Below are 20,362 nucleotides of genomic sequence, written 5' to 3'. Positions count from 1 at the left end.
GAGGAGAGTATGGGACGCGCAGCGCTAGGGATTGTCAGCTGTGCACTTGCGTTGACGATCGGGATGGCCGGGGTGCTCTGGGCCGGAGAGAAGGAAGATATGGAGGCCATGCAGAAGCAGCTGAATAAGGGGGTGTTGGAGAAACCGTTCAACCCTGGTGATGCGGCTGCGCTCGATGCCTACCTACAACAGGCCATTAAGAATAACACTCCGCCACCGCAAACGCAGGCACCAGCCGGTTGGCAACCTGGCTGGACCTGCAACAATTTGCTGTATTCGTACTCTCAATATCGGAATTGCCATCACTACTATCGATATTACGGTCATTACTACGGGTATTAGTTACGGCATGGAGCACCACTGGGGAGAGGATGATTCTCTCCCCAGTGCGACTCGCACCGCTACTGTAGTGCCCACACACATCTGTGCGTGTTTGAACCAGATTTTATGAATTGGTGCGGTGCAGTGGTTCCTACTGCGTGGGCCTGCTTTGCAATGAGGCGGACAGGCACTGGTTGACCAGCGTGGTTGCCATGCTGAGGGCTTTCTGATTCAGTAGTCGTACTTCCGCAGCAGTCATCTGTCTCCCTACATTCGCCTTGGCAGTCGCGAGGCAGAAGAGTTTGACCTCGGCTGTGTTCACGGCAATGATCTTTACCGGAAGCGTCACTTCCCAAGTGTCGATCTGGTTTCGGAGGCCATAGAGTTCGTTCAAGTCCTGGTACAGCGCATCGAAGACCACCACGTAGTCCAAACCTAAAAAATGTCCGATCTTGGCTAGTTCTTGATCCTTGACCTTCCCACTAGCCTGGAAGCGAAACTCTCGCTCGATATCGCCTATGCTGCGTCGTTCCACGACGATCAGGCTCGGAATCGACGCTTTGATCGAGAAGATGGTGTGTTCGAGAGCAACCCGTACAAATTGATCAGCCTCATCATGATCTTCGTGGAGGAGACCGATTTTCGACCCAGGCGCGAGCTTTATTGGAAGAGGAGGTGAGGCTATCGTGTTGAATTGAATGCCATGATGATCCTGGCTGGCTTCGAGTGGCTGCGTACTCGGGAAAGTGGAAGGCTGGGATCCGGCACAGCTGAATGAGGCTAATCCGGCCATCAGAAGCCAGCAACTCTCGAGCCAGCCTATGCGGGGCCACCGTGAGGGGGCTATCAAGGCCGCCCCCTTGATTTCGTCATGTCCACAGCGTGGTAGTCGCGCTCGAACCCCCATGCGGCCCCTGTCATCACGTCGATGGCCAAGCCGACCGGAAAGAGTGGAAGAATATTCCCGACGATCGCAGGGCCGATAAGGAATTCGTGTCTGATGAAGATGCGTTGCGTTTCATACCCTTCTTTCTTGAAGAGAGCCTGATGATTTGATGATCGGGTCAACGCGATGGTGTGGGGCGTGGTGAATTGCGTGGCATTGTCGAGTGTCACCGTCACACCGGGCGGTTTTGAGTCGAACGTGATGTCCTGCTTTTCGCCGTGCAGTAAGAACCCACACCCAGACAGCATGAGCAGGCCCATGGTGACGCAGAGCCTCCATGGCCTGGTGCTTTGAGGATCGCGTGGTAAGCTTATACTGTTGGTATACGATCGTAGGGGTTTCATGCGACAGGGTATTCGCTTCTGCAGTGTGTCCCCGCATCCATCGAATCATCTTATCGCACCAACAGAGCTTGCACAACGTTGGTCTCTCTTGCGAGATCGTTATGCAGGAGATTTCTCATGCGCGCAATAGTCCCGATGGCTCTTGCGATGTCGATGACTTGTCTTTCAAGTGGTATCTGTGCCGACTATTCGTCCGGGTTGGATGCGTACAAAGCTGGGAACTATGCGGTCGCAGTGCAGGAGTGGCGTGCATTAGCTGAAGGGGGTCATGCGCAAGCACAAGTAAGTCTTGGATGGCTGTATCTCAATGGGCGTGGGGTTGCACAGGACTATGGGTTAGCCAGGAAGTTTTTTGAGAAGGCGGCTGTACAAGGAAACGTAGAAGCACAGTATAACCTTGCTCGGCTGTACTATAGTGGGCAGGGTGGAAGGCAGGACTATACCCAAGCCTGTCTGTGGTACGAGAAAGCTGCTCTTCAAGGTAGTGCGGATGCGCAGGTGAATCTGGGGACGCTGTATTCCAATGGTTTAGGATGCCAAAAGGATGATAAAGCAGCAGTCTTCTGGTTTCTGTTGGCTGTGAAACAAGGGCATGGCTTAGCCTTCGTTAAGCTCGGCTCCATGTATGAGGATGGGCGCGGGGTGACGCAAGACTATGTCCAGGCCTATAAATGGTACAACTTGGGAGCAAGACAGAACGAAAAGACGGGGGAGCAGCTTCGTAATGAACTTACAAAACGGATGACACCTGCCCAAGTGGACGAGGCGCAACAGCTAACCACGGAATGGATGGCTGAAGGGCCATAAATTCCCTCAGTGCAAAAAACTACGACAAGTTTGCAGGCAACTCAAGATTTTTTTGAGCAATTGATTGACCAGATCCGTCACGGGTTTTCCCTTTCTCTTAGCCAGGCGCTCTAGCCGCTTGTGCATGGGGCCATCCACATAGATAGGAAAATTCAGCTCCGCTCCCTTTCGGAAGAACTTGCCTCGAACCGCGCTTGAGAAATCGTATTCCCGTTTCATTTTGAGCCATCGTGTAATGAAAAAAAACACAACGGGGTGGCTCGGCGGACAGCCCTGTAGTTTCTACCGACTCAGAGCGGTCACGATACTTGCGGTCAATTGCTCCCAGGCTTGGATGACCGACCGGATGTCTTCCGGGTGCAGATGCCCCACAATACGATGGACGAGCCGATGGTCTATTGTGGCGAGCTTGGTGAGACGAACGGTCGATGCATGAGGCAAGCCGCTCGCAGCCCAGCCGGTCAGTGCGACATCGGATTGATGTCGTGGAGAGTGCGTGGTGATACGGGCGACGACGAGGTCGATATCATCGCTTATAAGCACTAGACCGGGCCTACGCTTTTGCGCATGAAGGTCGGCGAAGGGAAAGTTCACGGAAACGATGTCGCCGACCCTATAAGTGGTCATAGATGCGATCGTCAGGAGAATCGTCCTGGAAGAAACCTTCGAGGGCCAGCGACTGCCAGTCCAGGTCTTCGGCATTCAGAGCGATCAAATGCGGCATATCCTTATAGAGGCGAAGCCGATCAGGCAATGGCAGGGTGGAAATCGCTTGTTCAATTTCCTGCAAGGTCTTCATACTTGCTGGTTATACCCTGTTGACAGAGGGGATTCAAGATTTGGAGCAGAAATGAGCCGGTCGCTTTGCCTGATGCAGGTGCTCGGTCTCAGGAGATCGTTAGCCAGGTGGCGATCCGCATAGATGGGGAAATGCATCTTCGTTCCATCCTGGAATAACGTTCCTACCACTGCTCGTGAAAAGTCGGAGTCTCGTTTTTCAGTGCTGATTCTTGCGCAGTGGATTTCGGTTCACAATAGATACCAAAACACGAAGGGCCCGGTGGTTGCCCACCGAGCCCTTTGCAAGCAGAAAGCTCTTAACTCTCAGCCCTTCACTAATTCTCAGTACTCAGCCCTTAGGACTCAGCACTGAATCTAGTACATCCCTTCCATACCGCCGCCGTGGTTGTGTCCACCTGGGCCGCCGGCTGATTCCTTCTTCTCTTCGGGGAGTTCGGTGATCATGACTTCGGTCGTGAGCATCAAGCCCGCGACGCTGGCGGCGTTCTGCAGAGCGCAGCGCGACACCTTGGTCGGGTCGATAATGCCAGCCTTGATCATATCGACATATTCATCCGTGGCGGCGTTGTAGCCACCGTTGGCGTTCTTGTCTTCCCGAACCTTGCCGACGACGACCGAGGCTTCTGCGCCGGCATTCGCGGCGATCTGTCGGAGTGGCTCTTCGAGCGAACGCCGGACGATGTCGAGTCCGACCTTTTGCTCCGCCGGGACATCCTTGATCCCATCAAGTGCCTTGATGCAGCGGAGGTAGGCTGTACCGCCCCCAGGGACGACACCCTCTTCCACTGCCGCCTTGGTGGCATGCAGCGCGTCCTCGACGCGGGCCTTCTTCTCCTTCATCTCGGTCTCGGTGGCGGCGCCGACATTGATGACGGCCACGCCGCCCACGATCTTGGCCAGCCGCTCTTGCAGCTTTTCGCGATCGTAGTCAGATGTGGTCTCGTCGATCTGAGCCTTGATTTGCTTCACGCGCCCTTCGATCTTCTTGGCATCGCCGTAGCCTTCCACGATCGTGGTGTTGTCCTTATCGATCGTGACGCGTTTGGCGCGGCCGAGATCGGTCAGCTTGACGCTCTCGAGCTTGATGCCGATGTCTTCAGAAATCACCTGGCCGCCGGTGAGGATTGCGATATCCTCCAGCATGGCTTTGCGGCGATCGCCGAAGCCCGGAGCTTTGACTGCCACGACATTCAAGGTGCCGCGCAGCTTGTTGACCACGAGGGTGGCCAGTGCTTCACCTTCGACTTCTTCGGCGAGGATGACGAGTGGCTTACCCAGCTTGGCCACTTGCTCGAGCAATGGTAACAGATCTTTCATGCTGCTGATCTTCTTTTCGTTGATCAGGATGAGCGGTTCCTCCACGGAACATTCCATCCGCTCCGCATTGGTGACGAAATAGGGAGAGATGTAGCCGCGATCGAACTGCATGCCCTCGACCACGTCCAGCGAGGTGGTCATCGACTTGGCTTCTTCCACGGTGATGACGCCGTCCTTGCCGACCTTTTCCATAGCTTCGGCGATCAAATCGCCGATGGTCTTGTCGTTATTGGCAGAAATCGTGCCGACTTGTGAGATCTCGGTCTTGTTCTGACAAGGCTTGCTGAGTTTCTTGAGCTCGGCGGTGATGGCTTCGACGGCCTTGTCGATGCCTCGCTTGATTTCCATTGGATTGGCGCCGGCAGTGATGTTCTTGGCGCCTTCCCGGAAAATAGCCTGGGCCAACACGGTGGCGGTGGTGGTGCCGTCACCAGCGATATCGCTGGTCTTGCTGGCCACTTCACGGACCAGCTGGGCGCCCATGTTTTCGTAGGGGTTCTTCAGCTCGACTTCCTTGGCCACCGTCACGCCGTCCTTGGTGATGGTCGGGGCGCCAAACTTCTTGTCGAGAATCGCATTGCGGCCCTTCGGGCCGAGGGTTGCTTTCACGGCGTCTGCGAGCTGGTTCACCCCTCTCAGGATGGCCGCTCGTGCTGCATCGCCGTACATAAGTTGCTTTGCCATTATCTGTCCTCCGTTTTAAGTCTAAAGTTGCGAAAGTTCGAATGGGTAACAGTTTAAAAATGTCATGAACGACGTTTTCAACGTTCCCAACTTTCCTGCTGCGATTAAGCCGTAAAGACGCCCAGGATGTCTTCTTCCTTGAGGATCAAGCACTCTTCGTCCTCAATCCGAAGCTTGCTGCCAGAATACTTGTCGAACAGGACGTGATCGCCGATCTTGACGTTCTCCACTTTCTTTCCGACTGCCTGGACCACGCCTCGTTGTGGCTTCTCTTTCGCTGAATCCGGCACATAAATCCCACCGGCGGTCCGATCCAATTCCTCGGTGTAGGTGACAAACACTCGTTCACCCAAAGGCTGAAACCCCTTGGCAATGTTCTTCTTTTCCTTCTCAGCTGTACCCATGGCAGAACCTCCTCCTGATGAAAGTGAACTCGTTAGGTGTTGACGGTTGTAAAGAGTTTGGCTGAACTTGTTCGATCCAGGCAGCCTGCGACTCAAAAGTAGAGATAGGCCTTCGTTCCCCTAAGTCAAGAGGGGGAATAAGGGATTTTTATTGTCCCCGATCACCCGCGCCGCTGCAGGGATCTCTTTGTTCTAACCTATTGGGAAATCAACATTCTAGGAGTATTCTATCTGGTGGGGGCGGGGTCACTGGGATGTCATACCCGCAAGCGATCAAAATCTTTAATGTCTTTTTTGATGTAGTCACGGAGGCGTTTGATGATGCGAGCTTCCAGTTGACGGGTCCGCTCCTTGGTAATCCCGTATTTGTCGCCCAGATCATCCAAGGTTAGGGGCTGGTCGGACAGAATGCGATTTCTGAGAATATCTTCGTCTCGTTCTTCCAGGGTCTTGATGAACTCGGCAAGCTTGGCCCTGAAGAGGGTCTTCAGCTGATGATCGGCGAGTTGTTCGTCTGCCGGTTCTTGATGGGAGGGCAAGACGTCCAACAGGGTATATTCCTGGTCTTCACCGATCGGCTGGTCGAGTGAGAGCTCCCAGTTGCCCAGGCGCTGATCCATTTCAACCACATCGCGCTCACGCACATTCAGACGATCCGCGAGTAATTTCGTGTCTGGCGCGAAGCCCTCCCGCTCGAGCTTCGCCTTTTCCTTTTTGAGGTTATAGAACAGCTTTCGCTGATCCTGCGTGGTCCCGATCTTGACGAGTCGAAAAGTGTGCAGGAGGTACCGGAGAATATAGGCCCGTGACCACCAGGCGGCGTAGGCATAGAAGCGCACGTTTTTCGAAGGGTCGAATTTCTTGATGGCTTGCATCAGGCCGACGTTGCCTTCTTGAATCAAATCCATGTGGTCAGCCCCGGTATGGAGGTACTCGCCGGCAATCGAGACCGACACGCGCAGGTTCGCCATGATGAGCTTGACGGCTGCTTCACGGCTGCCGTGGGTGTGATACTCCTGGAAAAGCTGAAGTTCCTCTTCCTTTGACAGATAGGGGTATCGGCGGACTTCGGCAAGGTACTGCTGTAAGGCCGTGACCGGCACCACGGCCATGGTGTCAGCGGGCTGCCGTCCATCAGAGGCTGGGATATCCAATACCACCGGTGCAGCTTCGGCCTCGACGATCTCATCATCGGAGGGTTCGAGGATTTCTGGTTCTAGGGCGTCGCCCATTTCCTCCTGTGAATGGTCATGACGGTTCATGATACGAGCGTGACTATAACAGAATGACTGAACGGCACAAAGGCTGTCTTACAGGAGGAAGTGGGCACCACGGGTAGCGCCTGTTCTGCCCCGGTGGGGGAGAGGCTCGTCAGTCTCTCCCGTAGATGGTGTTCGCTTGCGCCTCTCAAAGCGGCTCCCCTATAGTGAGTGACTGCCATCCATCCGGAGGTCGGGCGTGTCTGAGATCTGGAGCATTCTGAAAAGCGGTCATTGGCCGTCGCTGGCGGGGGCGTGGTTACACCTGACAGTCAGTTTCATGGTCTGGTTGCTCGTCGGGGCGATGAGCCTTCCGCTCATGGCGGCGCTGCAGCTGAACGAAACCGAGATCGCCTGGCTCGTCTCCCTGCCGTTACTCGGCGGGGCGGTGTTACGGATAGTAGCCGGATGGAGCGCGGATTGGCTCGGAGCGCGGCCCACGGCCGTGGCCATTCTTGTGATGGAGTGTCTGGTGTTGTGCTGGGGGTGGCTCGGTGTCACTGGGTACGGAGAAGCGCTCGCCTTTTCGATGTGTTTGGGTGTGGCGGGGGCAAGTTTTGCGGTAGCACTTCCGATTGCCAGTCGAGCCTATCCTCCGTCGGCGCACGGACTGGTGCTTGGCCTGGCAGCATCGGGAAATGTCGGCACCGTGCTCATTTTCTTCTTGGCGCCGCGCTGGGCTGCCGCGATGGATTGGCATCAGATCTGCGGTCTTATGGCCTGCGTGGTGGCCATGACGACGGTCGGATTCGTGATCGCGGTGCCACGAAGCAGGCCAGTTGCGGATACCCGTGTCGTGGCGTGGTGGTACCATGCGGTACAGTTGATTCACCGCCGGTTGGCCTATTGGCTTTCGTTCCTTTATGCGGTCACGTTTGGCGGTTTCGTGGGCCTGTGCAGTGTGCTCCCGCTGGTGCTGCACGATGTCTATCGGATCGACGCGATAGAGGCTGGTGCAGTGGCGGCCTTGTGCGGGCTTATGGGGAGTGTGATCCGTCCGGTCGGCGGCTATGTCGCAGATCGGCAAGGGGGGCTGCAGACGCTCTATTATGTTCTGCCGGTGATCGCGGGGGCGGTGGTGGCGGTGATCAGCCCTTCGCAAACTATGGCGGTTGTGATGATGGTGGTGGCAACGGCGGCGATGGGATTCGGCAACGGCGTGGTGTTCCAGCTGGTCGCCGAATGGTTTCCCAAGGACATCGGGTTGGCGTCTGGTGTGGTTGGGGCGTCGGGGGCCATCGGCGGATTTTTGCTACCGATAGTCATCGGGACGATGAAGGGGCTTTCGGGAAGCTACGAGTCTGGGCTCTGGCTGTTTGCTGGGTTCACGGTGTGTGCCTGGGGTACTGTGATCGTCGCGTTGCGGGCCAACCGGTCTTCGCCGACTGAACTGTCCGCATGAGATCTTTCGATCCTCGATCAATTCCTAAAAAAATCATATTCAAGCTTCAGTCTGAAATGCTAGATTAGTCGCTCTATGCCCACGCCGTTCAACCATATCGAAGACGCCATCCGAGATATTAAGAAGGGGAAGTTCATTATCCTGGTCGACGATGAAGACCGTGAAAATGAAGGGGATTTGGTTATTGCTGCAGAAAAAGTCACTCCGCAGGCCGTCAACTTCATGGCCAAGCATGCGCGCGGACTGATTTGCCTGGCCCTCACACCCGAGCGCGTTGAGGAACTGCAGTTGCCGCAGCAGGCGTCCGAAAATACCGCCACCTTTGGCACTGCCTTTACCGTCTCGATCGATGCGCGAAGAGACATCACGACGGGAATTTCAGCGGCCGATCGAGCGAAGACTATTCACGTGGCGATTGACCCCAAGACCAAGCCGATGGATCTTGCGCGACCTGGTCATGTGTTTCCGCTCAAGGCGCAAATCGGCGGAGTGCTCCGCCGGGCTGGGCAAACCGAGGGGTCTGTCGACTTGGCCAGGCTCGCGGGTCTCCGGCCTGCCGGGGTGATCTGCGAGATCATGAATGCCGACGGTACTATGGCTCGGGTTCCTGAGCTGACAAAGTTTGCCAAGCTCCATAAGATGAAGATGGTGACCGTGAAGGCCTTGATCGAATACCGCATGCGACGGGAAACGTTCGTCAAGCGGATGGCGAGTGCGCGGTTGCCGACGACGTTCGGCGATTTTGAAGCGGTGGCGTTCGAGAATCAGATCGACGGAGTGACGCACATTGCGTTGGTGAAGGGCTCGGTCGATGGTGGGGCGCCGACCCTCGTGCGTGTCCATTCCGGATGTTTGACGGCTGACGCGTTAGGATCACTGCGGTGCGACTGCCGGGATCAATTGCACTCCGCGATGGAGGTCATTCAGAAGGAAGGGCGAGGCGTCTTGCTCTATCTCAATCAAGAAGGCCGTGGAATCGGGTTACTGAACAAGATTAAGGCGTATGGACTTCAAGATAAGGGTAGTGACACGGTCGAAGCCAATCTGCAGCTGGGCTTTAAGGCGGATCTCCGCGACTATGGGGTTGGGGCTCAAATTTTGGCGAATCTCGGCCTGCAACAGATCAAGTTGATTACGAATAATCCACGGAAGATCGTTGGAATCGAAGGATATGGCCTCAAGGTTGTCGAACGGGTTCCAATCGAAATGGCCCCGCGTGCCGCCAATGTCCGATATCTTCGGACCAAAAAAATGAAGCTGGGGCATCTTCTCAAAAAGGTGTAACCATCGCAACGTTTCAGGGGCCACATCGGTTACGGGTCACATCGTGAGACATGCACACGTGCTATCTTCCTATGACACTTAGAAAGGGCTCACGCCGCGCGGCTGGATTCAGGTTCGGCATCGTGGCTGCGAAGTTCAATGCGCAGGTCACGAGCAGACTGCTGCATGCTTGTGAGGAGACACTGACGGCCCATGGTGTTCCGCAAGAGGCTGTTATGGTCGTGCGGGTACCGGGCGCGTTTGAAATTCCGCTGGTCGCGCGCACCATGGCCAAGTCAGGCCGGTTTGATGCGGTGATTTGCTTGGGGGCGGTGATCCGTGGGGACACCCCGCATTTCGAGTATATCTGTACCGAAGTTAGCCGTGGTGTCGGGCAAGCGGCCGTGGACACCGATGTACCGATCATCTTTGGTGTGTTGACCACTGAGACGGTGGCGCAGGCCGTGGAGCGCGCGGATACGAAGAAGTTCAACCGAGGCGGCGAGGCGGCGAAGTCCGCGATCGAGATGGTGATGGTAATGAGGAAGATAAGAGGGAATGTTGAAAAGTTGGAAAATCAAAAGTCTTCAAGCCAAAATCGGCGGGCAGTAGGAAGAGCAAAACGGTGAGTCATTTCTCTTGTCAGTCTGTGAGCTTGCGAGCTTTTCAACGTTCTCACGTTCCCACTGTATAACTATGGGCTCTCGTCACCAAGCTCGCGAGCGAGCCTTGCAGATCCTCTTTCAGCATGACATTCATGGGAAGTCCGGCGTGCAGCTTGACGAGTTTTGGCGTGAATGCGAGGCGTCTGATGAGTCGAGAGCGTTCGCGGAACAGTTGGTGCAGGGTGTGCTGGAGCATAAAAAAGAGCTCGATGCCACTATCGGTAAGTATGCGACGAATTGGACCGTGAACCGCATGCCGATCGTCGACCGCAACATTTTGCGTGCCGGGCTGTACGAGTTGCTGTGGTTGGATGAGGTGCCTGCCAAGGTTACGATGGACGAAGCCATCGAACTGGCAAAGAGTTTCGGCGACGAGGATGCTTCAAAGTTCGTGAACGCGGTTCTTGATAAGGCCTTGGCCACCGAGTCGCGGCTGGCCGCGAAGCGCGCAGACCCTGATCGTGGAATCTGGAGGAAAGCGGATCGTGATTGAACGGTATACACGTCCACAGATGAAGGCGATCTGGGATCTGAAACATAAATATGAGATCTGGCTGGAGGTCGAACTACAGGCTTGTGCCGCCTTCGAGCATGCCAAACAGGCACCACGTGGAACGGCGGCGAAAATCCGGAAGAAGGCCAAGATCAACGTCGACCGAATTGCCGAAATCGAAAAGGTCACCAAGCATGATGTGATCGCTTTTCTCGAATCGCTCATGGACACAGTAGGACCGGAACATCGGTTTCTCCACATGGGACTCACATCCTCCGACATTGTCGATACTTCACTGGCCGTTCAAATGACTGAGGCCATGGATCTCATCCTGGAAGGGGTTGAACGGTTACTGGCTGTCTTGAAGCGGCAGTCGTTCCGGTACAAGGATCAGGTCATGGTGGGGCGGTCCCATGGCATTCACGGGGAGCCGATCTCATTTGGGCTGAAGCTCGCCCTGTGGTACGAAGAAGTCCGCCGCCATCACGAGCGGTTACGGCGGGTGCGGACCGAGATTGCGGTCGGCAAACTGTCCGGCGCCATGGGAACCTTCGCCCATCAGGGACCGGATATTGAAGACTATGTGTGCGCCAAGCTTGGCTTGAAGGCCGATCCCGTCTCGAATCAGGTCGTCCAACGAGACCGCCACGCCTCCTATGCCACAGCGCTCGCGTTGCTTGCGGCCAGCATCGAAAAGATCGCCACCGAAATTCGCCACCTCCAGCGCACAGAAGTGCTCGAAGCGGAAGAGTATTTCTCCGAAGGCCAGAAGGGATCGTCGGCGATGCCTCACAAACGGAACCCGATTGTCTCGGAGAATCTTTGTGGCTTGGCGCGGCTCGTGCGGGCCAACAGTCTGGCGGCGATGGAGAATGTGGCGCTCTGGCATGAACGGGATATCAGCCATTCGTCGGTCGAGCGGGTGATCATGCCGGACAGCACGATTCTGATCGACTATATGCTCGCCAAAGTCACGGATCTCATCGAACATTTGGTTGTGTATCCTGATCGAATGAGGCGAAACCTCGAATTGACTGGGGGGCTGGTATATTCGCAGCGGCTGCTGTTGGCCTTGGTCGAGAAGGGGGCGCAGCGAAAAGAGTCCTATGAAGTGGTGCAGCGCAATGCCATGGTCTCCTGGAGAGGCGGAGGCGCACTGCAAGAATTGGCCGGCAAAGACCCGTTTATCTCACAGCATCTAAAGCACAGTGAGATTGCAGCGTGTTTCAACCCCAAGTACTATCTGCGCCACCTCGATCAGATCTATCGGCGGGTGTTCGGGCGGGACCACCATCGTTTGCCTGGTATCAGGAGGAAGGAGACGAGATCATGACGCGTTCATTTGTAGCGGCACTGATGTTCATGTGCGTGATGGTCGGCCCGTGGCTATCCGATGCGCAGTCTGCGGCGGATCGCGAGAAACTTCTTACGGAACCCGGAGTGTACGGCACGTTTGCTCTCTTCGCGCTGAATGAAGAGTGGGCGAAGCAAGACCCTGCGATGCGGATCGTCCGTCTGACCTCGCTCAAGGGTGTGGTGGAACAGCATCGGGAGCATGTGGCAATCGATCTGTACCTGCTTCGAGGGCTTTCCGATCACGCTGATCTCTTGTTCCGGATTCATGCGGCGGAATTACGCGTGACGCAGGAGTTTCTCCTGGATCTGAAGAGCAGCCAATTCGGGAGATACCTCAAGACGGTTGGGGTCATGCACGGACTTACCAAAAAACCGAATTACGCACCGGGATTTCCTGAACAGATGAGGGCTGACTTGAAGGCGGTCAGTGAACCCGGCCAGCATCCCTATGCCATCGTGATCCCGGTCAGGAAGTCAGCCGAGTGGTGGGGGCTGGATCAGGAGAAACGAGCCGAGATGATGCAGGAACATACCGCCGCCACGTTACCGTATTTACAATCGGTCAAGCGGAAGCTCTATCACTCCAGCGGGCTGGACGATCTGGACTTCATTACGTACTTTGAAACCTCCAAGCTGGAGGATTTTCACAGCCTGGTGTTGTCGCTTGAGAAGGTGCAAGAATTTCGCTATACGCGGCGATTCGGGAGTCCAACCATACTCGGGACGATGAAATCGTTGGACGAGGTTGTCGAGCTGTTGGCGCAGTAAGTTGAACTACAGAGGTCCGATCATGGCGATGGGCGAGCTTCTTTACGAAGGCAAGGCGAAGAAGATCTTTTCGACGGGAAATCCAGACCAGGTCGTGCAGTATTTTAAAGACGATGCGACGGCCTTCAACGCACAGAAGCGCGGCACCATCGTTGAAAAAGGCGTCATTAACAACAAGGTCTCCGAGCGGCTGTTTCAGCTCTTGGAGCAAAACGGGATCCGGACACACTTTGTGGAGCGGTCGAATGACCGGGAAATGCTCACCAAGAAAGTCAGGATCGTCCCGATCGAAGTCGTGGTTCGGAACGTCGTCGCGGGGAGCTTGGCCAAACGGCTCGGATTGAAAGAGGGCAACCGGATCGATCCGGCGGTTGTTGAGTTCTACTACAAAAATGATGGACTTGGCGATCCGCTCGTCAATGACGATCATCTACGGCTGATGAATGTCGCAACGCCAGGAGTGTTGCGAGAGTTGCGAGAGCTCGGGCACGCGGTGAATAAGGTCCTCAAACCCTTCTTCGCCGAGCGGAAGATGCAGCTCGTCGATTTCAAGCTCGAGTTCGGGGTGTTTCACAATAAACTGATCTTGGCGGACGAGATTTCTCCAGACACGTGCCGTTTTTGGGACATGACGACCGGCGAATCGATGGATAAAGATCGGTTTCGGAAAGATATGGGGAAGATTGAGGAAGCGTATCAGGAGGTGTTGAAAAGGGTATGTGGGTAAACGAAAGGGCGAGCTGGAATTTCCAGGCTTCGGCACTCCGGCTCGACCGCACGTGCCACTCCCTCTGCTCGGCTGCGCAACTTGTTCCGCTTCGAATGAAATTCTAGCGGAACTTCGAGCAGTGCTCGCCGTCCGCTCTGCGGAGCGCATCGGTCGTGGAGTGCGGGAAGCTCGAGCCTTCGCGCAAGGCGCCTGGTAATTCCAGCTCACCCTTTTCAACTAGTAGAGTGGAAGAGAGATAGAGAAGGAAAATGATGCTGCGGGCATATTTGAATTATGGGCTGGTGGCTTCGGTGGTGGTTTGGGCGGCCATTATCGGAGTGATGGCCTATCGGTTACATGAGTCACCCTGGCGGTGGGCGTTCGTGGCCTTGGTGTTTTGCGGCGGACTCACCATTGCCGTCATCTTCTGGATCAAGAAATATGTGGATCGGTTGAATCAGGCCGAGGAAAAGCAGGAGAGTAAGTTGTGAAAGCCAAAATTCACGTAACGTTGAAGTCAGGCATCTTGGATCCTCAAGGCAAGGCTATTGAGCATGCACTGGACTCATTGGGGTTTAGGAATGCGGCCAATGTCCGCGTCGGCAAGTATATGGAGCTAGATCTCCAGGAGACAGATAAGACGAAGGCAGAGGTTGCAGTCAAGTCGATGTGCGAGAAGCTCCTGGCGAATACGATCATTGAAGACTATCGGTATGAATTGACTGCGTAACTTCGCGTGGGGTCTGCCACATGAATGTCGGTGTTCTTGTATTTCCCGGTAGTAATTGCGATCACGACTGTGTGCATGTCTTGAAAGATGTGCTCGGGCAGAATGCCACAATGGTGTGGCATAAGGAGTCGTCAGTAGCCGGCTTGGACGCGGTGATCCTGCCGGGGGGATTTTCATATGGCGATTATCTCCGTACCGGGGCGATTGCGCGGTTTTCTCCGGTCATGCAGGCAGTCAAGCAGTTTGCGGCTGAGGGAAAATTGGTGCTGGGGATCTGCAACGGATTTCAGATTCTGCTGGAAGCGGGTTTGTTGCCCGGGGCCATGTTGCGAAATAAGTCGCTGCACTTTATCTGCCGCGAGACTTACGTCAAAGTGGAGAACGCAGCGACGCCGTTTACGAATGCGTGCAAGCCTGGTCAGGTGCTCAAAATCCCGATTGCGCATGCGGATGGGAATTACTACACCGATCCGGTGACCTTAGCTGGGCTTCAAGCCAATGCACAGATCACCTTCCGCTATTGCACAGTAGATGGGACGGTCACGCCGGGGAGTTGTCCAAACGGCTCGCTCGACAACATTGCAGGACTTTGCAATGCCGAGGGGAATGTCCTGGGTATGATGCCCCATCCGGAGCGCTGTACCGAGACCATGTTGGGCAATGAAGATGGGAGACACCTCTTTCAATCGATGATCTCGTTTTTAGAGCAGAAGCAGGTGGCAGAAGTCTGGTAAGCGCTCCAACGATGATTTGGCGGGATCGTTCTCCTGAGGATTGAAGATCGAAAGTGCGCACGGTAAAGTATTCAGTCAGTTGGTCGGTAACAGTTTCAACTTCTTTTATATCTAGAGGAGGGTCGCAATGAGACGTATAGGTGCATTAGTGGCAGCCATTGGTCTATTCACCTTGTGTTCTGGCGCTGGTGTGTTTGCTGCGACGGATGACGGGAGCAAGCTCACGATCACGAGTCCGGCGCCTGGCGCCAAGGTGGGAAAAGATATTGAACTGGTCTATGAGCTCACGAAGGGCACCCAGGCGACGCATGCCCATTGTTTTGTTGATGGCGAATATCAGAAGGGCTGGGACAAAAAGACCGTCAAAGGGATGAGTTCAGGGACTCATGAGATCAAGGTCATTGCGGCAGATAAGGATCATCAAATGTTAGCCGCGGAAGCAGCCATTAAGGTGGAAGTTCAGTAACAGCTCAGGGCTTACGATTCAGATCGACGGACCGGCGAGGTGCTATTCTGGTATCTCGCCGGTCACGTTGTTCAGTACGTGTAACTGTTGCCGCCATGTCCTGAAGACACATCCGTAGCAGATTCGATATACTGTGGAACGCTTCGTTACTGTGGAGTTTAGGACATGATGCAGGCCCGTACTCCGCCAATTACCAAAGAACTCATCGCTCAGCACAATTTGACGAGCGAGGAGTATCAAAAAATCATCGACATTCTCGGGCGTGAGCCCAATCTGACGGAACTCGGCATGTTTTCCGTGATGTGGTCCGAGCACTGCTCGTACAAAAGCTCGCGCGTGCATTTAAAGAAGCTGCCGACGACTGGGCCTCGTGTCGTCCAGGGGCCAGGGGAAAATGCCGGGGCCGTCGATATTGGCGACGGGTTGTGCGTGGTATTCAAGATGGAATCGCACAACCACCCATCGTTTATCGAGCCCTATCAGGGCGCAGCCACGGGAGTGGGTGGCATTCTGCGCGACATCTTTACGATGGGCGCGAGGCCGATTGCGCTGCTCGATTCCCTGCGGTTTGGAGAGCTGCACTCGCCCAAGACTCGTCATCTCATGAAGGGGGTCGTTTCCGGCATTGCTGGTTACGGCAATTGCATGGGAGTTCCTACTGTGGGAGGCGAGATCGTCTTCAATGATATCTACGCGCTGAATCCATTGGTCAACGTGTTCTGTCTCGGTCTGGCCCATACAGACAAAATTTTCCGTGGCACGGCGGCAGGCGTTGGGAATCCTGTGATCTACTTCGGTTCCAAAACAGGCCGTGATGGGATTCATGGGGCGACGATGGCATCCGATTCGTTCGACGATCAATCAGAGCAGAAGCGGCCGACGGTACAGGTCGGTGATCCCTTTACCGAAAAATTGCTACTCGAAGCGTGTCTCGAGTTGATGGAGGGAGATCTGCTCGTCGGGATTCAAGATATGGGGGCGGCAGGGCTGACGAGTTCGTCGTGTGAGATGGCCTCCCGTGCCGGTAACGGGATGGAATTGGATCTGACCGTGGTCCCAAGGCGAGAGCCTGGGATGACGCCATACGAGATTATGCTGTCCGAGTCGCAAGAGCGGATGTTGATGGTGGCAAAAGCCGGCAAAGAAGAGGACTGTATCGCCATTTGCAGGAAGTGGGATTTGGATGTGGCTGTAGTCGGAACGGTGACGGCAGACGGTATCTTGCGTGTGAAAGATCAGGGCAAGGTCGTGGCGGAAATTCCTGCCAAATCGTTGGCCGACGACGGACCTCGGTATGAACGGCCTTATCAGCCACCAGCGTATCAGGATATGCTGACGAACCTGAATTATGACGTCCTTCCAGATGTGAAAGACGCAAATGTGGCCCTGTTGGCCTTGTTGGAGTCGCCGACCATTGCCAGCAAGCGATGGGTCTACGAACAGTATGATCACATGGTGCGGACGAATACGACGGTTCGTCCTGGATCCGATGCCGCGGTGGTGCGGATCAAAGGCACGAACAAAGCTGTGGCCATGACAGTCGATTGCAACAGCCGGTATTGCCTGTTGAATCCCTATGAAGGGGCCAGGCTGGCCGTGGCTGAGGCGGCGAGGAATCTCGTCTGCTCCGGGGCGGTACCGATTGGTTTGACGGATTGTCTCAATTTCGGTAATCCGGAACGACCGGAGATCATGTGGCAGTTCGTGATGGCAATCGAAGGCATGAAAGACGCCTGCGAGCATTTTCAGATTCCCATCGTGAGCGGGAATGTCAGCTTTTATAATGAAACGAATGAACTTTCCATTTACCCAACCCCCATGCTGGGTATGGTTGGGTTGATCGATGATGTGGAACGGTCGATGACTCAGTGGTTCAAGCAGGAAGGCGACGAGATCCTCTTGCTTGGCTCTTCTCGTGAGGATTTGGGTGGAACGGAGTATCTCAAGGTCGTGCATGCTCGTGAACAGGGGTCGCCGCCCTATCTCAGTCTGACTGCGGAAAAGGCGCTCCATGATTGCGTGCTGTCCCTGATTCAGAATGGTTTCTTACGATCCGCCCATGATTGTTCGGAAGGCGGTGTTGTTGTCGCATTGACGGAAAGCTGCATCTCTGGACCAGAGCGGACTTTCGGTGCCGTAGTAAGCTTGAACAGAGGTCGGCTTCGAAAAGACGCCGTTCTCTTTGGCGAAAGTCAATCGCGGGTGGTGGTCTCCGCAAAGCCGGTCGATCGACAGACGATACTTTCCGAGGCGAGGCGCTTTGGTGTGCCGGTGGAAGTGATCGGGGCCGTTTCCGGTGAACGGCTGGTCGTGTCTGTGGGAGAGGACGGTTCGATGGAACAGGTGATCGATCAGCCGGTGGCGACACTATATGATCGGTGGGCGTGTTCCTTGGAGCAAACGTTGAACCATTCCTAGCCTCGTGAATTGTTAAGGATCATGCACAAAGAACTGCCGATCGTCTCGCCAGATAAGTTCCACGACGAATGCGCCGTCTTCGGCGTCTTCGGCCACGAAGAAGCAGCCAATCTGACGTACTTGGGTCTGTACGCGCTGCAGCATCGCGGGCAAGAGGCATCCGGAATTGTCGCGGGGGATGGGGAGCAAGTGTTCGTGCAGAAAGGCATGGGTCTTGTCGCCGACATTTTTCACAAGTCAGTGCTGGAGAAATTGCCCGGCCATATGGCCGTCGGACACAATCGCTATTCCACGACCGGCGGCAACGACTTTAAGAATGTGCAGCCATTGACCGTGAATTTTGCGCTGGGCAATTTGGCGTTGGCGCATAATGGCAATCTCATCAATGCCCAGATGCTCCGACACGAACTGGAAGCCTACGGGGCGATCTTCCAGTCCACATCGGATAGTGAGGTCATTATCCACCTCATCGCCCATTCACGCGCAGATTCCTTTCTCGCGCGTATCGTCGATGCGCTGAGTCAGGTGCGCGGCGCATTTTCTGTTGTTTTGATGACCGACAATGGGCTCATCGCCGCGCGTGATCCGTACGGACTCAGACCGCTCTGTATCGGGCGTCTTCGTGGTGGCTGGATTGTGGCGTCGGAGACCTGTGCATTGGACTTGCTTGATGCCGAGTATATTCGAGAGGTGGAACCGGGTGAGCTGATCGTGATCACCGACCAAGGGCTCGATAGTCATCATCCGTTTCCCAAACAGCATCCAGCCATGTGTGTGTTCGAGTATGTGTATTTTGCCAGGCCTGATAGTAAAATCTTCGGGGGAAACACCGTTTATACCACGCGTAAGGCGCTGGGACGGCAGTTGGCTCAGGAGGCGGGGGTACCGGCAGATATCGTCATTCCTGTTCCAGACTCCGGTGTCCCGGCGGCGCTTGGTTATGCCGAAGGGGCTGGGATTCGCTTTGAAACCGGTTTGATCCGTAACCACTACGTTGGGCGGACATTCATTGAACCCGAACAGTCGATTCGTCACTTCGGGGTCAAGGTTAAGCTGAATGCTGTGCCGGAGGTGTTGGAGGGGAAGCGGGTTGTTGTCATTGACGATTCGTTAGTTCGTGGCACGACGAGTCGCAAGATCGTCAAGATGATCCGACAAGCCGGGGCGAAAGAAGTCCACATGCGAATTAGCTCACCGCCGATCATCTCGCCCTGTTTCTATGGAATCGATACTCCGACGAAAAAAGAGCTGATCGCCTCTGATCACTCAACCGAAGAAATCCGCAAATACATCACTGCGGACAGCTTGGCCTATCTCAGCCTTGATGGGATGCTCAAGTCTGCACCAAAGACACCTGATCAATACTGTACGGCCTGTTTCACGGAACGCTATCCCCTCCCGTTTACCCGTGCGGAAGAGCTTCAGCTTGGCCTATTCGAATCAGCGCGCTGAGTGGACTCCTACGATATGATGCCGCCTGAACAAGACGACGAAAAAGAGCTGCAACCAAGAGGTCGACCACGAGTGCCGGTCGACTATCCCGTCCAATTCACCGGAGACGAAGGGGCAGGCCATGGGATGGTGAGGAACCTGACACTCGCCGGCGGTGAGGTTGACAGTCAGATCCAGCTTCCTATCGGAGCGCGTGTGTGTCTTCACGTGCAGCCTCCAGGTGCTCGGCCTCCGATCATCATCACTCTTGCCATCGTCCGATGGAAGCAAGGTGATCGATTCGGAATCGAGTTTGTTCGATTTGAGGGGACGGCCAAGGACCAGCTCAAGGATATGCTGAACCAGCGCGAAGGTCCTGCCCAAGATTAGTTTCTACTCTACGCTGCGGTTGCCCCTCCAAAAATTGCCATGATAGGATACATCTCTTAGGCGCCGATGACCTCCGAAGATGCAAGGGTCTTCTGGTGAGGCACTGGAGCAGCATAGGATCATGGTCTCTTGATCACGAGGCTCGGCGCTCTTCTCGAAAGGGAGGTCGCAATGAGCGAGGGGCTCAACAGCCAGATCCAGAAGATCAAGCGCATGGCCTGCGGGTTCCGCAACATCGAGCACTTCAAAACGGCGATCTACTTCCAGTGGGGAGGGCTTGATCTCTACCTATGCTGAACCCGGAAGCGCCAGAGAAGCATCAGCCCCTCTTCGCGCGCGATAATAACAGTGCAGAGAGGAGAAAAGGAAACGATGGATGAGATGGAGGAGGGGAAACAAAAGTTTCTAGAAGTGGTACAGGGAATTGACGGGTCTGTCCAAGTCGTGATTCCTGTCACTCCTTCCAACAGTATGTTCTTGATCTCGCTGACGAAAGGGCCGAATCGTAAATTTATCACCGTCCCCGAAGACGACATTATCGATTTGCCTCACGAAGCAAGTATCCGGACGAAAGTCACCAAGACGGTCAAGGACGCCATCGCAGCCCTGTGAGTTCTGTGATGTCATGAATCCCCAATGATAATAAGTCGCCAT

At 55.0% G+C, this 20,362-nt stretch carries 24 protein-coding genes and 1 pseudogene; 19 read left to right on the top strand and 6 right to left on the bottom strand.

The genetic code is table 11. The annotated features are described in order from the left end of the window. Nucleotides 1-9: 9 nt before the first annotated feature. Nucleotides 10-342 (top strand): hypothetical protein, encoded by a 333-nt coding sequence (locus E8D52_03910; GenBank protein ID TKB70200.1) that lies wholly within the window; start codon nucleotides 10-12, stop codon nucleotides 340-342. Between the two features lie 130 nt (nucleotides 343-472). On the opposite strand, the gene E8D52_03905 is transcribed toward E8D52_03910, so the two are convergent. After that, a complete protein-coding gene (locus E8D52_03905; GenBank protein ID TKB70199.1) occupies nucleotides 473-1,114 on the bottom strand; it encodes a hypothetical protein in 642 nt (213 codons plus the stop codon). Nucleotides 1,115-1,167: 53 nt separating this feature from the next. Then, on the bottom strand, nucleotides 1,168-1,611 hold the full coding sequence (locus tag E8D52_03900; GenBank protein ID TKB70198.1) for a PEGA domain-containing protein: 444 nt from the start codon (nucleotides 1,609-1,611) through the stop codon (nucleotides 1,168-1,170). Nucleotides 1,612-1,728: 117 nt separating this feature from the next. Between E8D52_03900 and E8D52_03895 the strand changes: the two genes are divergently transcribed. Then, nucleotides 1,729-2,418 carry a sel1 repeat family protein gene (locus E8D52_03895; protein ID TKB70197.1) on the top strand — a complete coding sequence of 230 codons (690 nt, stop codon included), beginning with the start codon at nucleotides 1,729-1,731 and terminating at the stop codon, nucleotides 2,416-2,418. A 282-nt stretch (nucleotides 2,419-2,700) separates the two neighbouring features. On the opposite strand, the gene E8D52_03890 is transcribed toward E8D52_03895, so the two are convergent. The 4 genes from E8D52_03890 to E8D52_03875 form a co-directional block, all read right to left on the bottom strand. Then, nucleotides 2,701-3,120, bottom strand: a complete 420-nt coding sequence (locus tag E8D52_03890) for a type II toxin-antitoxin system PemK/MazF family toxin (GenBank protein TKB70196.1) — start codon at nucleotides 3,118-3,120, stop codon at nucleotides 2,701-2,703. A gap of 453 nt (nucleotides 3,121-3,573) precedes the next feature. Next, nucleotides 3,574-5,220: a chaperonin GroEL gene (groL, locus tag E8D52_03885; GenBank protein TKB70195.1), complete on the bottom strand. Its 1,647-nt coding sequence runs from the start codon at nucleotides 5,218-5,220 to the stop codon at nucleotides 3,574-3,576. A gap of 104 nt (nucleotides 5,221-5,324) precedes the next feature. Then, nucleotides 5,325-5,624, bottom strand: coding sequence for a co-chaperone GroES (locus E8D52_03880; GenBank protein ID TKB70194.1), 300 nt, complete (start codon nucleotides 5,622-5,624; stop codon nucleotides 5,325-5,327). Nucleotides 5,625-5,881: 257 nt separating this feature from the next. Next, on the bottom strand, nucleotides 5,882-6,886 hold the full coding sequence (locus tag E8D52_03875; protein TKB70193.1) for a sigma-70 family RNA polymerase sigma factor: 1,005 nt from the start codon (nucleotides 6,884-6,886) through the stop codon (nucleotides 5,882-5,884). A 196-nt stretch (nucleotides 6,887-7,082) separates the two neighbouring features. Between E8D52_03875 and E8D52_03870 the strand changes: the two genes are divergently transcribed. The 17 genes and pseudogenes from E8D52_03870 (at nucleotide 7,083) to E8D52_03790 (ending at nucleotide 20,320) form a co-directional block, all read left to right on the top strand. Then, nucleotides 7,083-8,285, top strand: a complete 1,203-nt coding sequence (locus E8D52_03870) for a NarK/NasA family nitrate transporter (GenBank protein TKB70192.1) — start codon at nucleotides 7,083-7,085, stop codon at nucleotides 8,283-8,285. Between the two features lie 75 nt (nucleotides 8,286-8,360). Further along, the gene (locus E8D52_03865) at nucleotides 8,361-9,569 is read left to right on the top strand and encodes a bifunctional 3,4-dihydroxy-2-butanone-4-phosphate synthase/GTP cyclohydrolase II (GenBank protein ID TKB70191.1); all 1,209 of its coding nucleotides are present in this window, start codon (nucleotides 8,361-8,363) and stop codon (nucleotides 9,567-9,569) included. Nucleotides 9,570-9,640: 71 nt separating this feature from the next. Continuing rightward, a complete protein-coding gene (locus tag E8D52_03860) occupies nucleotides 9,641-10,177 on the top strand; it encodes a 6,7-dimethyl-8-ribityllumazine synthase (GenBank protein ID TKB70190.1) in 537 nt (178 codons plus the stop codon). Nucleotides 10,178-10,244: 67 nt separating this feature from the next. After that, on the top strand, nucleotides 10,245-10,706 hold the full coding sequence (nusB, locus tag E8D52_03855) for a transcription antitermination factor NusB (GenBank protein TKB70189.1): 462 nt from the start codon (nucleotides 10,245-10,247) through the stop codon (nucleotides 10,704-10,706). Next, nucleotides 10,699-12,039 (top strand): adenylosuccinate lyase, encoded by a 1,341-nt coding sequence (locus tag E8D52_03850; protein ID TKB70188.1) that lies wholly within the window; start codon nucleotides 10,699-10,701, stop codon nucleotides 12,037-12,039. Before nusB ends, E8D52_03850 begins: the two co-directional genes overlap by 8 nt. Continuing rightward, nucleotides 12,036-12,830, top strand: coding sequence for a chlorite dismutase (locus tag E8D52_03845; protein TKB70187.1), 795 nt, complete (start codon nucleotides 12,036-12,038; stop codon nucleotides 12,828-12,830). The genes E8D52_03850 and E8D52_03845 overlap by 4 nt, the downstream gene beginning before the upstream one ends. A 22-nt stretch (nucleotides 12,831-12,852) precedes the next feature. After that, nucleotides 12,853-13,557, top strand: coding sequence for a phosphoribosylaminoimidazolesuccinocarboxamide synthase (locus E8D52_03840; GenBank protein TKB70186.1), 705 nt, complete (start codon nucleotides 12,853-12,855; stop codon nucleotides 13,555-13,557). Next, complete coding sequence (locus E8D52_03835; GenBank protein ID TKB70185.1) at nucleotides 13,550-13,756, top strand: hypothetical protein; 207 nt, start codon at nucleotides 13,550-13,552, stop codon at nucleotides 13,754-13,756. Before E8D52_03840 ends, E8D52_03835 begins: the two co-directional genes overlap by 8 nt. Before the next feature lie 52 nt (nucleotides 13,757-13,808). Then, nucleotides 13,809-14,030: a hypothetical protein gene (locus E8D52_03830; protein TKB70184.1), complete on the top strand. Its 222-nt coding sequence runs from the start codon at nucleotides 13,809-13,811 to the stop codon at nucleotides 14,028-14,030. After that, entirely contained in the window at nucleotides 14,027-14,269 is a 243-nt protein-coding gene (purS, locus tag E8D52_03825) for a phosphoribosylformylglycinamidine synthase subunit PurS (protein ID TKB70183.1), read from the top strand. The genes E8D52_03830 and purS overlap by 4 nt, the downstream gene beginning before the upstream one ends. A 20-nt stretch (nucleotides 14,270-14,289) precedes the next feature. Further along, nucleotides 14,290-15,003, top strand: a complete 714-nt coding sequence (purQ, locus tag E8D52_03820; GenBank protein TKB70182.1) for a phosphoribosylformylglycinamidine synthase subunit PurQ — start codon at nucleotides 14,290-14,292, stop codon at nucleotides 15,001-15,003. A gap of 127 nt (nucleotides 15,004-15,130) precedes the next feature. Then, nucleotides 15,131-15,469 carry a hypothetical protein gene (locus tag E8D52_03815; protein ID TKB70181.1) on the top strand — a complete coding sequence of 113 codons (339 nt, stop codon included), beginning with the start codon at nucleotides 15,131-15,133 and terminating at the stop codon, nucleotides 15,467-15,469. Nucleotides 15,470-15,637: 168 nt separating this feature from the next. Next, nucleotides 15,638-17,887: a phosphoribosylformylglycinamidine synthase subunit PurL gene (gene purL, locus E8D52_03810; protein TKB70374.1), complete on the top strand. Its 2,250-nt coding sequence runs from the start codon at nucleotides 15,638-15,640 to the stop codon at nucleotides 17,885-17,887. Between the two features lie 21 nt (nucleotides 17,888-17,908). Continuing rightward, nucleotides 17,909-19,339: an amidophosphoribosyltransferase gene (locus tag E8D52_03805; GenBank protein ID TKB70180.1), complete on the top strand. Its 1,431-nt coding sequence runs from the start codon at nucleotides 17,909-17,911 to the stop codon at nucleotides 19,337-19,339. Continuing rightward, the gene (locus tag E8D52_03800) at nucleotides 19,340-19,708 is read left to right on the top strand and encodes a PilZ domain-containing protein (protein ID TKB70179.1); all 369 of its coding nucleotides are present in this window, start codon (nucleotides 19,340-19,342) and stop codon (nucleotides 19,706-19,708) included. Between the two features lie 174 nt (nucleotides 19,709-19,882). Beyond that, nucleotides 19,883-20,005 (top strand): annotated as a pseudogene (locus tag E8D52_03795) (transposase). A gap of 75 nt (nucleotides 20,006-20,080) precedes the next feature. Further along, on the top strand, nucleotides 20,081-20,320 hold the full coding sequence (locus tag E8D52_03790) for a hypothetical protein (GenBank protein ID TKB70178.1): 240 nt from the start codon (nucleotides 20,081-20,083) through the stop codon (nucleotides 20,318-20,320). Nucleotides 20,321-20,362 lie beyond the last annotated feature (42 nt).

This window comes from Nitrospira sp., assembly GCA_005116745.1.
Taxonomy (GTDB): Bacteria; Nitrospirota; Nitrospiria; order Nitrospirales; family Nitrospiraceae; genus Nitrospira_D.
This window is presented reverse-complemented; position numbering and strand designations above follow the sequence as displayed.

Excerpts from the sequence above, each read along its gene's own strand:
- E8D52_03905 (TKB70199.1), bottom strand. The coding sequence starts at position 1,114 with ATGGCCGGATTAGCCTCATTCAGCTGTGCCGGATCCCAGCCTTCCACT.
- E8D52_03875 (TKB70193.1), bottom strand. The coding sequence starts at position 6,886 with ATGAACCGTCATGACCATTCACAGGAGGAAATGGGCGACGCCCTAGAA.
- E8D52_03790 (TKB70178.1), top strand. The coding sequence starts at position 20,081 with ATGGATGAGATGGAGGAGGGGAAACAAAAGTTTCTAGAAGTGGTACAG.
- purQ (TKB70182.1), top strand. The coding sequence starts at position 14,290 with ATGAATGTCGGTGTTCTTGTATTTCCCGGTAGTAATTGCGATCACGAC.
- E8D52_03890 (TKB70196.1), bottom strand. The coding sequence starts at position 3,120 with ATGCCGAAGACCTGGACTGGCAGTCGCTGGCCCTCGAAGGTTTCTTCC.
- E8D52_03895 (TKB70197.1), top strand. The coding sequence starts at position 1,729 with ATGCGCGCAATAGTCCCGATGGCTCTTGCGATGTCGATGACTTGTCTT.
- E8D52_03845 (TKB70187.1), top strand. The coding sequence starts at position 12,036 with ATGACGCGTTCATTTGTAGCGGCACTGATGTTCATGTGCGTGATGGTC.
- groL (TKB70195.1), bottom strand. The coding sequence starts at position 5,220 with ATGGCAAAGCAACTTATGTACGGCGATGCAGCACGAGCGGCCATCCTG.
- E8D52_03880 (TKB70194.1), bottom strand. The coding sequence starts at position 5,624 with ATGGGTACAGCTGAGAAGGAAAAGAAGAACATTGCCAAGGGGTTTCAG.
- E8D52_03900 (TKB70198.1), bottom strand. The coding sequence starts at position 1,611 with ATGAAACCCCTACGATCGTATACCAACAGTATAAGCTTACCACGCGAT.
- E8D52_03910 (TKB70200.1), top strand. The coding sequence starts at position 10 with ATGGGACGCGCAGCGCTAGGGATTGTCAGCTGTGCACTTGCGTTGACG.
- E8D52_03865 (TKB70191.1), top strand. The coding sequence starts at position 8,361 with ATGCCCACGCCGTTCAACCATATCGAAGACGCCATCCGAGATATTAAG.
- E8D52_03805 (TKB70180.1), top strand. The coding sequence starts at position 17,909 with ATGCACAAAGAACTGCCGATCGTCTCGCCAGATAAGTTCCACGACGAA.
- E8D52_03815 (TKB70181.1), top strand. The coding sequence starts at position 15,131 with ATGAGACGTATAGGTGCATTAGTGGCAGCCATTGGTCTATTCACCTTG.
- nusB (TKB70189.1), top strand. The coding sequence starts at position 10,245 with ATGGGCTCTCGTCACCAAGCTCGCGAGCGAGCCTTGCAGATCCTCTTT.
- purL (TKB70374.1), top strand. The coding sequence starts at position 15,638 with ATGCAGGCCCGTACTCCGCCAATTACCAAAGAACTCATCGCTCAGCAC.
- E8D52_03830 (TKB70184.1), top strand. The coding sequence starts at position 13,809 with ATGATGCTGCGGGCATATTTGAATTATGGGCTGGTGGCTTCGGTGGTG.
- E8D52_03840 (TKB70186.1), top strand. The coding sequence starts at position 12,853 with ATGGCGATGGGCGAGCTTCTTTACGAAGGCAAGGCGAAGAAGATCTTT.
- E8D52_03860 (TKB70190.1), top strand. The coding sequence starts at position 9,641 with ATGACACTTAGAAAGGGCTCACGCCGCGCGGCTGGATTCAGGTTCGGC.